At 59.5% G+C, this 12,096-nt stretch carries 17 protein-coding genes; all 17 read left to right on the forward strand.

Features of this window, described 5'->3' with window-relative positions; genetic code table 11:
• Nucleotides 1-312 carry a 50S ribosomal protein L24 gene (gene rplX, locus HTT03_RS10085; RefSeq protein WP_067267981.1) on the forward strand — a complete coding sequence of 104 codons (312 nt, stop codon included), beginning with the start codon at nucleotides 1-3 and terminating at the stop codon, nucleotides 310-312.
• Nucleotides 305-868 (forward strand): 50S ribosomal protein L5, encoded by a 564-nt coding sequence (gene rplE, locus HTT03_RS10090; protein ID WP_174859668.1) that lies wholly within the window; start codon nucleotides 305-307, stop codon nucleotides 866-868. Before rplX ends, rplE begins: the two co-directional genes overlap by 8 nt.
• Before the next feature lie 18 nt (nucleotides 869-886).
• Nucleotides 887-1,192, forward strand: a complete 306-nt coding sequence (gene rpsN, locus HTT03_RS10095) for a 30S ribosomal protein S14 (protein ID WP_174859669.1) — start codon at nucleotides 887-889, stop codon at nucleotides 1,190-1,192.
• 12 nt (nucleotides 1,193-1,204) lie between these two features.
• Complete coding sequence (gene rpsH / locus HTT03_RS10100) at nucleotides 1,205-1,597, forward strand: 30S ribosomal protein S8 (RefSeq protein ID WP_174859670.1); 393 nt, start codon at nucleotides 1,205-1,207, stop codon at nucleotides 1,595-1,597.
• Between the two features lie 10 nt (nucleotides 1,598-1,607).
• The gene (rplF, locus tag HTT03_RS10105) at nucleotides 1,608-2,141 is read left to right on the forward strand and encodes a 50S ribosomal protein L6 (protein WP_174859671.1); all 534 of its coding nucleotides are present in this window, start codon (nucleotides 1,608-1,610) and stop codon (nucleotides 2,139-2,141) included.
• Nucleotides 2,142-2,152: 11 nt separating this feature from the next.
• Complete coding sequence (gene rplR, locus HTT03_RS10110) at nucleotides 2,153-2,512, forward strand: 50S ribosomal protein L18 (RefSeq protein ID WP_174859672.1); 360 nt, start codon at nucleotides 2,153-2,155, stop codon at nucleotides 2,510-2,512.
• 172 nt (nucleotides 2,513-2,684) lie between these two features.
• On the forward strand, nucleotides 2,685-3,266 hold the full coding sequence (gene rpsE / locus HTT03_RS10115) for a 30S ribosomal protein S5 (protein ID WP_174859673.1): 582 nt from the start codon (nucleotides 2,685-2,687) through the stop codon (nucleotides 3,264-3,266).
• Nucleotides 3,267-3,268: 2 nt separating this feature from the next.
• On the forward strand, nucleotides 3,269-3,457 hold the full coding sequence (rpmD, locus tag HTT03_RS10120; RefSeq protein ID WP_174859674.1) for a 50S ribosomal protein L30: 189 nt from the start codon (nucleotides 3,269-3,271) through the stop codon (nucleotides 3,455-3,457).
• Between the two features lie 440 nt (nucleotides 3,458-3,897).
• Nucleotides 3,898-4,380 (forward strand): 50S ribosomal protein L15, encoded by a 483-nt coding sequence (rplO, locus tag HTT03_RS10125; RefSeq protein WP_174859675.1) that lies wholly within the window; start codon nucleotides 3,898-3,900, stop codon nucleotides 4,378-4,380.
• 120 nt (nucleotides 4,381-4,500) lie between these two features.
• The gene (gene secY, locus HTT03_RS10130; RefSeq protein ID WP_174859676.1) at nucleotides 4,501-5,883 is read left to right on the forward strand and encodes a preprotein translocase subunit SecY; all 1,383 of its coding nucleotides are present in this window, start codon (nucleotides 4,501-4,503) and stop codon (nucleotides 5,881-5,883) included.
• Nucleotides 5,880-6,527, forward strand: a complete 648-nt coding sequence (locus HTT03_RS10135; RefSeq protein ID WP_174859677.1) for an adenylate kinase — start codon at nucleotides 5,880-5,882, stop codon at nucleotides 6,525-6,527. The genes secY and HTT03_RS10135 overlap by 4 nt, the downstream gene beginning before the upstream one ends.
• 249 nt (nucleotides 6,528-6,776) lie before the next feature.
• Nucleotides 6,777-7,145 carry a 30S ribosomal protein S13 gene (gene rpsM, locus HTT03_RS10140; RefSeq protein ID WP_174859678.1) on the forward strand — a complete coding sequence of 123 codons (369 nt, stop codon included), beginning with the start codon at nucleotides 6,777-6,779 and terminating at the stop codon, nucleotides 7,143-7,145.
• 15 nt (nucleotides 7,146-7,160) lie between these two features.
• Nucleotides 7,161-7,550, forward strand: a complete 390-nt coding sequence (rpsK, locus tag HTT03_RS10145; protein WP_067263152.1) for a 30S ribosomal protein S11 — start codon at nucleotides 7,161-7,163, stop codon at nucleotides 7,548-7,550.
• A gap of 114 nt (nucleotides 7,551-7,664) precedes the next feature.
• Nucleotides 7,665-8,681: a DNA-directed RNA polymerase subunit alpha gene (locus HTT03_RS10150; RefSeq protein WP_007118862.1), complete on the forward strand. Its 1,017-nt coding sequence runs from the start codon at nucleotides 7,665-7,667 to the stop codon at nucleotides 8,679-8,681.
• A gap of 163 nt (nucleotides 8,682-8,844) precedes the next feature.
• A complete protein-coding gene (rplQ, locus tag HTT03_RS10155; RefSeq protein ID WP_174859679.1) occupies nucleotides 8,845-9,261 on the forward strand; it encodes a 50S ribosomal protein L17 in 417 nt (138 codons plus the stop codon).
• A gap of 126 nt (nucleotides 9,262-9,387) precedes the next feature.
• Nucleotides 9,388-10,761 (forward strand): trypsin-like peptidase domain-containing protein, encoded by a 1,374-nt coding sequence (locus HTT03_RS10160; RefSeq protein ID WP_174859680.1) that lies wholly within the window; start codon nucleotides 9,388-9,390, stop codon nucleotides 10,759-10,761.
• 1 nt (nucleotide 10,762) lies between these two features.
• On the forward strand, nucleotides 10,763-12,070 hold the full coding sequence (locus tag HTT03_RS10165; protein WP_174859681.1) for an AAA family ATPase: 1,308 nt from the start codon (nucleotides 10,763-10,765) through the stop codon (nucleotides 12,068-12,070).
• The last annotated feature ends 26 nt before the right edge of the window (nucleotides 12,071-12,096 follow it).

Raw genomic sequence — 12,096 nt, forward strand, 5'->3', positions numbered from 1 at the left:
ATGGCTGCTAAACTTCGCAAAGGTGACAAGGTCATCGTGCTGTCCGGCAAGGACAAGGGCAAGACGGGCACCATCTCGTCCGTTGACCCTAAGTCGAACAAGGCCATCGTTGACGGCGTGAAAATCGCCATCCGCGCCACGCGCCAGACACAGACATCTCAGGGCGGCCGCATCCCCAAGGCGATGCCGATTGACCTGAGCAACCTCGCACTGGTGGATGCCAATGGCAAAGCCACCCGCGTGGGTTTCAAAATTGAAGGCGACAAGAAAGTGCGCTTTGCCAAGACCACGGGGGACGTGATCGATGCTTGATACCGCAACCTACACACCCCGCCTTCAGGTCGAGTACCGCGAGAAGATCCGCGCCGCCCTGAAAGAGGAGTTCGGCTACAAGAACGACATGATGATCCCTAAGCTGGATAAGATCGTTCTGAACATTGGCTGTGGTGCCGAAGCCGTGCGCGACAGCAAGAAAGCCAAGTCGGCTCAGGAAGACTTGACCACGATTGCAGGCCAGAAGGCGCTGACAACCGTTGCCAAGAAATCCATCGCTGGTTTCCGCGTGCGTGAAGAAATGCCGCTGGGTGCGAAAGTGACCCTGCGCGGTGACCGCATGTACGAATTCCTTGACCGTCTGATCACGATCGCAATGCCCCGTATCCGCGACTTCCGCGGCATTCCGGGCAAGAGCTTTGACGGCCGTGGCAACTACGCCATGGGCTTGAAAGAGCATATCGTGTTCCCCGAAATCGACTTCGACAAAGTTGACGAGACTTGGGGTATGGACATCGTGATCGCCACCACGGCGAAAACCGACGCTGAAGCCAAGGCGCTGTTGAAAGCTTTCAACATGCCCTTCAATTCATAAGCGCGGGAAGGATTAAAAATGGCTAAAAAATCCATGATCGAGCGCGAGAAGAAGCGCGAAGCACTGGTGAAGAAGTACGCTGAGAAGCGCGCGGCTCTGAAAGAGATCGTGAGCGACGAAAGCAAACCGATGGAAGAGCGTTTCCGCGCTTCCCTGAAACTGGCGAAACTGCCGCGCAACAGCTCTGCTGTGCGTCTGCACAACCGTTGCCAGCTGACGGGCCGTCCGCACGCTTACTATCGTAAACTGAAAATGTCGCGGATCGCGCTGCGGGACTTGGGCTCTTCGGGCCAGATCCCCGGCATGGTCAAGTCGAGCTGGTAAGGAGCGCATCAGATGAATGATCCTATCGCAGATATGCTGACACGCATCCGTAACTCTTCGCTGCGCGGCAAATCCACAGTTGTGACACCGGCTTCCAAGCTGCGTGCATGGGTGTTGGACGTGCTGGCCGACGAAGGCTACATCCGCGGCTACGAAAAAGTGACGGGCGCCGATGGCCACCCCGCGCTTGAAATCAGCCTGAAGTACTACGAGGGCGAGCCTGTCATTCGCGAATTGAAGCGGGTCTCCAAACCCGGTCGTCGCGTTTACATGGCCGTCAATGACATTCCTGTTGTCCGTCAGGGCCTCGGTGTGTCGATTGTCTCCACCTCCAAGGGTGTGATGTCGGACGCGTCTGCACGTTCTGCCAATGTTGGCGGCGAAGTGCTCTGCACCGTATTCTAAGGAGTAGACCATGTCTCGTATTGGTAAGAAACCTGTCGCCATTCCTTCGGGCGTTTCGGCAGAGGTAAGCGGTCAGACGATCGAAGTGAAAGGTCCCAAGGGTACCCGCAGCTTCCGCGCGACTGACGATGTAACGCTGACGGTCGAAGACGATGCAATCACTGTGACACCGCGTGGCAAGTCCAAGCGCGCCCGTCAGCAGTGGGGCATGTCCCGCACCATGATTGAAAACCTGGTGACCGGCGTCTCGACAGGCTTTAAGAAAGAGCTTGAGATCCAAGGTGTTGGTTATCGTGCGGCCATCAATGGCAACACGCTGAAACTGAACCTCGGCCTCAGCCACGATGTTGACTATGTGGCCCCCGAGGGCGTCACCGTGACAGCACCGAAGCAGACCGAAATCGTTGTGGAAGGCATTGACGAACAGCTTGTTGGTCAGGTCGCTGCGAACATCCGCGCTTGGCGCAAGCCCGAGCCCTATAAGGGCAAAGGCATCCGCTACAAGGGTGAGTTCGTGTTCCGCAAAGAAGGCAAGAAGAAGTAAGGAACGGAAAGATGGCAAACACCAAAAGACAGCTGTTCCTGAAACGCCGCATGCGCGTTCGGAACAAACTCCGCAAAGTGAACGCCGGGCGCATGCGCCTGTCGGTGCACCGTTCGTCCAAAAACATCTCGGCTCAGCTGATCGACGATGTGAACGGCGTGACACTGGCTTCCGCCTCCACCATGGAGAAGGATCTGGGCGTGGTTGGCAAAAACAACATCGAAGCGGCGACCAAGGTCGGCGCAGCGATTGCCGAACGTGCCAAGAAAGCCGGCGTGGAAGAAGCTTACTTCGACCGTGGCGGTTTCCTGTTCCACGGCAAAGTGAAAGCTTTGGCCGAAGCGGCTCGCGAAGGCGGTCTGAAAATCTGATTGTGCGGTGCGTGGGCAACCACGCACCCACCATCACGACGTAGGGTGTGTGCCATGCATGCACCTTTCCTGCGAAGAGGGCCACGCTGGCCCTCTCGATGATCCGGGGGCCGCAAGCTCACTAGGATTGATCCTAAGGGCCGCTGAGGCCATAGAAAAAGGAAGATGCCAGATGGCAAGAGATGACAACCGTGGGGGCAACCGCCGCAACCAGCGCGACGAGACCCCGGAATTCGCTGACCGTCTGGTCGCGATCAACCGCGTGTCCAAGACCGTTAAGGGTGGTAAGCGTTTCGGCTTTGCCGCACTTGTGGTCGTGGGCGATCAGAAAGGCCGCGTCGGCTTTGGTAAGGGTAAAGCGAAAGAAGTACCCGAGGCCATCCGCAAGGCGACTGAGCAAGCCAAGCGTCAGATGATCCGCGTGCAACTGCGCGAAGGTCGTACGCTGCACCATGACATGCACGGCCGCCACGGCGCCGGCAAAGTCATCATGCGTACAGCGCCTGAAGGTACCGGTATCATCGCCGGTGGTCCGATGCGCGCCGTGTTCGAGATGCTTGGTGTGAAGGACGTTGTGTCCAAGTCGGTCGGGTCGCAGAACCCCTACAACATGATCCGCGCCACTTTGGACGGTCTGAGAAAAGAGCAATCGCCCCGTTCCGTCGCGCAGCGTCGCGGCAAGAAAGTGGCTGACATTCTGCCCAAGCGTGATGACAACGTAGCGTCCTCCGCACAAGTGGCTGAGGAGGCATAAGCATGGCCAAGACAATCGTAATCAAGCAGGTCGGCTCGCCGATCCGCCGCCCCGCCAAGCAAAAGGCAACTTTGGTTGGCCTGGGTCTGAACAAAATGGGTCGTACCCGTGAAGTGGAAGATACACCTTCCGTTCGCGGCATGATCAACAAGATCTCGCACATGGTCGAGATCGTCGAAGAGAAAGGCTGAACCTAAGGTTCAGCGGTAGGGCGATGACCGCTCTACAAAGACGCCTCGCAGGACACTGCGGGGCGTTTTGCGTTGTGGGGCAGGGTGCGGCGTTTTGAAGCACAGCCGGTCCGGAAACAAGCCGAAGGCGCCGGCCCATCGCCTGCCCGCCCCACGGGGGGCGATTTGTCGAGGTTCGATGCAACTCTGCAAGAGCGCGTCATCGCTACACCATAAAGTGGCATGGACCACTGGTGGGATCGCCATCCCACGGGCAGACGATCGCCCTCCGGGGCGGCAAGAACCCCCGCGCAGCCTACCACGTGCCGCCACCCCCTTGTCACGCCTTCCGCCATCCCTTATACGCCCCCGGTGGCCCGTGATGGGTCGCAATGGAATCGAAACGCCGCGTTTGGCCACTCCCGTCGCTGGGGGCCATTTCCGGCAGAAGGAGAAGCGACATGAAACTGCACGAACTTTCCGACAACGAAGGCGCAGCCAAGAAGCGTATGCGTGTTGGCCGTGGCCCCGGCTCTGGCAAGGGTAAAATGGGTGGCCGTGGTATCAAAGGTCAGAAGTCCCGTTCTGGCGTGGCGATCAAGGGCTTTGAAGGCGGCCAGATGCCGATCTATCAGCGTCTGCCCAAGCGTGGCTTCAACAAGCCGAACCGCAAGTCTTTCGCTGTTGTGAACCTGGGCCTGATCCAGAAATTCATTGACGCCAAGAAGCTGGACGCTGGCAACACCATTGACGGTGCGGCGCTCGTGGCTTCGGGTCTGGTGCGTCGTGAGCTGGACGGTATCCGCGTTCTGGCCAAAGGTGACATCACCTCCAAAATCGACCTGAACGTCGCTGGCGCTTCCAAGTCCGCGATCGAAGCGGTCGAGAAGGCAGGCGGCAAGGTGACCGTGGCGGCTCCGAAGGCTGCTGAGGCAGCCGAGTAAAGCGGCCTTAAGGCTTGTGAGCGGCGCGCCAGCCGCTTACATAACCTCAAGTTTTCCCGAACGCCGCCCGCCGGAAAACGGCTCTGGGCGGCGTTTTCGCAACAAAAGAAGAGACCCCTCATGGTATCTGCCGTCGAAAACATGGCCGCAAACACGAGCTGGGCCGCATTGGGCAAGGCAACTGACCTGCGCAATCGGATCCTGTTCACACTCGGGCTGCTCATCGTTTACCGCCTTGGCACCTTCATCCCGGTGCCCGGCATCGACGGTGGCGCCTTGCGCGACTTTATGGAAAGCGCGGGCCAAGGCATCGGCGGCATGGTCTCGATGTTTACCGGCGGTGCGCTTGGCCGCATGGGGATCTTTGCTCTGGGCATCATGCCCTATATCTCGGCCTCGATCATCGTTCAGCTGCTGACCTCCATGGTTCCGGCGCTGGAACAGTTGAAGAAAGAGGGCGAACAGGGCCGCAAAAAGATCAACCAGTACACGCGCTATGGCACCGTGGCGCTCGCGACATTGCAGTCTTACGGCCTTGCGGTCAGCCTTCAGGCCGGTGACATTGTCGCTGATGGCCAGATGGGCTTTGGCTTTATCGCGGCCTGTATGATCACGCTTGTGGGCGGCACCATGTTCCTGATGTGGCTGGGTGAGCAGATCACTGCACGCGGCATCGGCAACGGCATCTCGCTCATCATTTTCGTCGGCATCATCGCCGAGGTTCCCGCAGCAATTGCACAGTTCTTTGCTTCGGGTCGGTCCGGTGCAATCAGCCCTGCGGTCATCGTGGGTGTGCTGGTCATGGTGATTGCGACGATCATGTTCGTGGTCTTCATGGAACGCGCTCTGCGAAAGATTCACATTCAATACCCCCGCCGTCAGGTCGGCATGAAGATGTATGACGGCGGCACGTCGCACCTGCCGGTCAAGGTGAACCCCGCAGGCGTGATCCCGGCGATCTTTGCTTCGTCCTTGCTGCTGCTCCCGGTCACCGTCAGCACCTTCTCGGGCAACTCCACCAGCCCGGTCATGTCATGGCTCTTGGCGAACTTTGGCCCCGGTCAGCCGCTGTACTTGCTGTTCTTCGTGGCGATGATCGTTTTCTTCGCGTATTTCTATACGTTCAACGTTAGCTTCAAACCGGATGATGTGGCCGACAACCTGAAGAACCAGAACGGCTTTGTCCCCGGCATCCGTCCCGGTAAGCGCACCGCTGAGTATCTCGAGTATGTCGTGAACCGCGTTCTCGTGCTGGGCTCGGCCTACCTCGCGGCCGTCTGTGTTCTGCCGGAAATCCTGCGCGGCCAGTTCGCCATTCCCTTCTACTTCGGCGGTACATCAGTGCTGATCGTCGTGTCGGTGACGATGGACACCATCCAGCAGGTGCAGAGCCACTTGCTCGCGCATCAATACGAAGGTCTGCTTGAAAAATCGCAATTGCGCGGTAAGGGTGCAGGCAAAGGTAAAGGTACACGCAAGAAACGGAGCCCCGTACGTCGATGAACATTATTCTACTCGGGCCTCCGGGCGCAGGCAAAGGCACACAAGCACGTCATTTGGTCGAAACACGCAACATGGTACAGCTCTCTACGGGCGACATGCTGCGTGAAGCAAAAGACAGCGGCACGGAGATGGGCAAGATCGTGGCTGATGTCATGGATCGCGGTGCCTTGGTGACGGATGAGATCGTGATCGGTCTGATCCGCGAAAAGCTCACAGACAAGGCCGAGCATGGTGGTTTTATCTTTGACGGCTTCCCCCGCACCTTGGCGCAGGCTGATGCGCTGGCAGAGTTGATGGCCGATGAAGGTCAGACCCTTGATGCCGTGATCGAGATGAAGGTCGACGACGAAGCGCTCGTTGCCCGCATCACCGCCCGCTCCACCTGCGCAAACTGCGGTGAGGTCTACAACGACCTGACCAAGCCGATTCCCGAAGATGGCAAATGCACCAACTGCGGGGGCACCGAATTTAAGCGTCGGGCGGACGACAATGAAGAAAGCCTCAAGACGCGTCTGATGGCCTATTACAAACAGACCTCGCCGCTGATTGGCTATTACTATGCCAAAGATATGCTGCGCGGTGTAAATGGTCTGGGCAAGATCGAAGAAGTACGCGGCGCGATCGCGAATATCCTCGATAAGTAACCAACGAATGAGAGGGGCAGGGGGCGCGTCTTGCGGCCGTCTGTCCTTGAGTTTTGCGCGGCGGCTTGACGACCTTCGCAAAACCTCATAGTCACCCCTATCTCGCAAGAGAATCAAATTGTGGCAAGGCTCCGCCCAACGCTGCAAGATCACCTGATCAGCCTCAGCCCGATGGCCTTATCGCCTCGGGCTTGTGTTGTGAAAAAAGGGTCTGGAACGACGGACCCGCAACGAAAAGGAATAGCTAACGTGGCACGTATTGCCGGCGTAAACATCCCGACTGCAAAGCGGGTTCCCATCGCCCTCACCTATATCACCGGTATTGGCAACTCCTCCGCCAAGGCCATCTGCGAAGCCGTCGGCATCGACGAGACCCGCCGGGTCAACGAGCTGTCCGACGCCGAAGTTCTGGCCGTGCGTGAGCACATCGACGCCAACTACACCGTCGAAGGCGACCTGCGTCGTGACACGCAGATGAACATCAAGCGCCTGATGGATCTCGGCTGCTACCGTGGCCTGCGCCACCGTCGTAACCTGCCGGTTCGCGGTCAGCGTACCCATACTAACGCACGCACCCGCAAAGGCCCCGCGAAGGCCATTGCTGGCAAGAAGAAATAAGGGAGGGTTCGATCAATGGCACGCGATAAGACACGCACCAAGCGTAAGGTCTCCAAGAACATCGCCGCAGGTGTGGCGCATGTGAACTCGAGCTTCAACAACACCAAGATCCTGATCTCGGATGTTCAAGGCAACGCAATTTCCTGGTCCTCCGCTGGCACCATGGGCTTCAAAGGGTCGCGTAAATCGACTCCTTACGCTGCTCAAATGGCCGCAGAAGATGCAGGCCGCAAAGCTCAGGATCACGGCGTCAAGACGCTGGAAGTCGAAGTGCAAGGCCCCGGTTCGGGTCGTGAATCCGCACTGCGCGCTCTGGCGGCTGCCGGTTTCAACATCACCTCGATCCGTGATGTGACCCCGATGGCCCACAACGGCTGCCGCCCGCCCAAACGCCGCCGCGTTTAAGCCGGGACTGTTTTACATGGGGTCGCGCCTTGCGTGCGGCCCCATACCGCTTTTCAGAAACCTCGAGCGTTTGTGTCATTTGGACATGAGGCACAAACAAGGATGGAGGGACGCATGATCCACAAGAATTGGGCTGAATTGATCAAGCCGCAACAGCTTGACGTCAAGCCGGGCAATGACCCGGCCCGTCAGGCGACCGTCATGGCCGAACCGCTGGAGCGCGGCTTTGGTCTGACGCTCGGCAACGCGCTGCGCCGCGTGCTGATGTCCTCGCTGCAAGGTGCGGCGATCACATCCGTGCAGATCGACAACGTACTGCACGAGTTCTCCTCCGTTGCCGGTGTGCGCGAAGACGTGACCGACATCATCCTGAACCTCAAGGGCGTCAGCCTGCGCATGGAAGTCGAAGGCCCCAAGCGCCTGTCGATCTCTGCCAAAGGTCCGGGCGTCGTGACTGCTGGTGACATCTCCGAATCCGCCGGTATCGAGATTCTGAACCGCGAGCATGTGATCTGCCACCTCGACGATGGTGCAGATGTCTACATGGAGCTGACCGTCAACACTGGCAAGGGCTATGTCTCTGCCGACAAGAACAAGCCCGAGGACGCCCCCATCGGCCTGATCCCGATCGACGCGATTTATTCGCCGGTCAAGAAGGTCTCCTATGACGTGCAGCCCACCCGTGAGGGCCAGGTGCTGGACTATGACAAGCTGACCATGAAAGTGGAAACAGATGGCTCCATCACGCCGGATGACGCCGTGGCCTTCGCCGCGCGCATCCTGCAGGACCAGCTGGGCATCTTCGTCAACTTCGACGAGCCGGAATCGGCGTCCCGTCAGGACGACGACGATGGTCTTGAGTTCAACCCGCTGCTGCTCAAGAAGGTCGATGAGCTGGAACTGTCGGTGCGTTCGGCAAACTGCCTGAAGAACGACAACATCGTCTATATCGGCGATCTGATCCAGAAGACCGAAGCAGAGATGCTGCGCACGCCGAACTTTGGCCGCAAGTCCTTGAACGAGATCAAGGAAGTGCTGTCGGGCATGGGCCTGCACCTTGGCATGGACGTCGAAGACTGGCCGCCAGAAAACATCGAAGACCTCGCCAAGAAGTTCGAGGATTCGTTTTAAGATACGGTGCCCGGAAACTTTCAAAGTTTCCGGGGCCGATTTCTTTTAAAGAAATCGGGTGCCGTGAAGACCGGGCTCAAGCCCCAAGGAGAGCCCGTGACACGCATCGCGGGCCAGACAAAGCAAAACCGCCCGTAGAGGGCCTCACGATTGGAGTAAGACTATGCGTCACGCACGTGGATACCGCCGCCTGAACCGTACACATGAACACCGCAAGGCGCTGTTCTCGAACATGGCAGGCTCGCTCATCGAGCATGAGCAAATCAAAACAACCTTGCCGAAAGCCAAGGAACTGAAGCCGATCATCGAAAAGATGATCACGCTGGCCAAACGCGGCGACCTGCACGCCCGCCGTCAGGCCGCAAGCAAGCTGAAAGAAGACCAGTATGTCGCGAAACTCTTCGACATCCTGGGCCCGCGCTACAAGGACCGCCAGGGTGGTTACGTGCGCGTTCTGAAAGCTGGCTTCCGCTATGGTGACATGGCGCCGATGGCGATCATCGAATTCGTCGACCGCGACCGCGACGCTAAAGGCGCCGCAGACAAAGCGCGGGTGGCCGAAGAAGACGCCGCAGAATAAGATTTCGCAGATTGCGAGAATGAAAGCCCTGCCACTTGGCGGGGCTTTTTCGTTGGAGCAGGGATATTTCGGGCTTCTTCCAAATGGGAGTTGCACCCGTCTGGACGGCTGCGCATATCTGAGGGTATGAGATATTTCGTGATGATCCTAATGCTGCTTGCCGCCCCTTTGGCTGCGCAGCAGGTGCCGAGTTCCGCCGCGCAGATGCAGCTCAGTTTCGTGCCGCTGGTCAAGCAGGCCACGCCCGCCGTGGTCAACATCTACGCCCGCATCATGACCGAGCCGCAGCGCACACCGCTTCAGCGTGATCCGTTTTTTGAACGGTTTTTCCGAGACCCTTTCTCCGAACGTCCTCGGGTGCAAAACTCACTGGGTTCAGGGGTTATTCTTTCTGCGGATGGCATTGTTGTATCAAACTATCATGTGGTCGGTACGGCGACCGATATACGCGTCGTCTTGAACGACCGGCGTGAGTTCAGCGCCCATGTCCTTTTGGGCGATGCTGACAGCGATCTGGCAATTCTCAAGCTAGAGGGGGCAGAAGACCTACCGTTTCTTGAGCTGCGCGACAGCGATGCGGTTGAGGTCGGCGAACTTACCTTGGCCATCGGCAACCCCTTTGGCGTGGGCCAGACCGTCTCGAGCGGCATCGTCTCGGGGCTGGCACGGTCGGGCGCGGCGAATAATGGTGGGCAGGGCTATTTCATCCAGACCGATGCGCCGATCAATCCCGGCAATTCCGGCGGCGCGTTGATCGACATGCAGGGGCGGCTGATTGGCGTGAACACCTCGATCTTGACACGGTCGGGCGGCAGCAACGGCATCGGCTTTGCCATTCCCGCTGATCTGGTTGCGGCCTTTGTCGCGCAGGCGCGGGCGGGGGAGGCGGTTTTCCAACGGCCTTGGGCGGGGCTTGCCGGTCAGCCAGTGGATGCCGATATGGCAGGGCCGTTGGGGTTGGATCGGCCCGGCGGGATTATCGTGTCCGGGCTGCATGCCGCGAGCCCGTTTAATGCTGCGGGGTTGCAGGTCGGCGATGTGATTGTCAGCGTGGACGGTCAGGCGGTGAATACCCCGTCTGAGATGATTTACCGTATGTCGGTTGCCGGGCTGGGCCATTCGGCTCGGATTGGGGTGATGCGCGACGGGGAACCACGGGAGATGACCGTGGCGCTGATCGCCGCGCCGGATGAGCCTGACCGCGCCGAGATCACGCTGGGTGCGCGGAGCCTGTTGCCTGGTCTGCGGGCTGCGCGGATCAATCCGGCTGTGATTTCCGAGCTTAATCTGCCGCTGGAAAGCCGTGGCGTTGTGGTGATGGATGCCGGGCGCTTTGGGCCGCGCGTGGGGTTGCGGGACGGTGATGTGATCCTATCCGTGAATGGGGTAGATGTGACCGAGACCCGCATCTTGGTCGCTCTTTTGTCGGGCGAGGTGCGGCACATTCAGATGGTTATTCAGCGCGGCGACCGGCGTGTCGCCCTGCGGTTTAGGGGGTAGCGTGGCGGATCTATTCGGCGACGGCGAGGTAGTGGCAGAGAGCGGGCACCGCCCACTGGCGGACCGGCTGCGCCCGCGGGCCTTGTCGGAGGTGATCGGGCAGGACCAAGTGCTTGGGCCGGATGCGCCTTTGACGGTAATGTTAGCCTCTGGCGCGCTGTCGTCGCTGATCTTCTGGGGGCCGCCCGGGGTTGGCAAAACAACCATTGCGCGGCTGCTGGCGGATGAGACGGACCTGCACTTCGTACAGATCAGCGCGATATTCTCCGGCGTGCCGGAACTGCGCAAGGTTTTTGAGGCGGCGAAACTGCGCAGGCGACAGGGGCAGGGGACGCTGCTGTTCGTTGACGAGATTCACCGCTTCAACAAGGCGCAACAGGACGGCTTCCTGCCGCATATGGAGGATGGCACGATTCTCTTGGTCGGCGCCACGACCGAAAACCCCAGTTTTGAGTTAAATGCCGCTGTGTTAAGCCGTGCGCAGGTGCTGGTGCTGGAACGCCTGCCGCTTGACGATCTGGAGCGCTTGGCGCAGCGGGCCGAGCAAGAGTTGGGCAAGCCGCTGCCGCTGCAACCCGATGCCCGCGAAGCACTGCTGGAAATGGCCGATGGTGACGGGCGGGCGCTGCTCAATCTGATCGAACAGGTGACCGCGTGGAAGGGCGATGATCTGCTCGACAAGGTGGGGCTGTCCAAGCGTCTGATGCGCCGGGCGGCGCAATACGACAAGGGCGGCGATTCGCATTACAACCTGATCTCGGCGCTGCACAAATCCATGCGCGGCTCGGACCCGGATGCGGCGCTTTACTGGCTGGGCCGGATGCTGGAGGGCGGCGAAGACCCGCGCTATCTGATGCGGCGCATCACCCGCATGGCGGTGGAGGACGTGGGCCTTGCCGATCCGCAGGCGCAGGCCTTTTGCTTGCAGGCGTGGGAGACCTATGAACGCCTCGGCAGCCCCGAAGGGGAACTCGCGATCGCGCAGGCGCTGACCTACATCTGCCTCGCGCCCAAGTCGAACGCGGTTTACAAAGCCTATAAAGGCGCGCGCAAACTGGCCCGCAGCACCGGATCGGAGCCGCCGCCGAAACATATTCTGAACGCGCCGACCAAGCTGATGAAGGACCAAGGTTATGGCAGCGGGTACGCCTACGACCATGACGCTGAGGATGGATTCTCGGGGCAGAACTACTTTCCCGACGCGATGGCGCGGCCTAGTCTTTACGAGCCGGTTGAGCGCGGCTTTGAGCGCGAGTTGAAAAAGCGACAGGATTACTTCGCCGGGCTGCGGGCCAAGCGGAAAACTTGACTCCGGGCCGCGCCCGCGCGATGGGG

The sequence above is a fragment of the Sulfitobacter maritimus genome, assembly GCF_013346665.1.
GTDB classification, from domain to species: Bacteria; Pseudomonadota; Alphaproteobacteria; order Rhodobacterales; family Rhodobacteraceae; genus Sulfitobacter; species Sulfitobacter maritimus.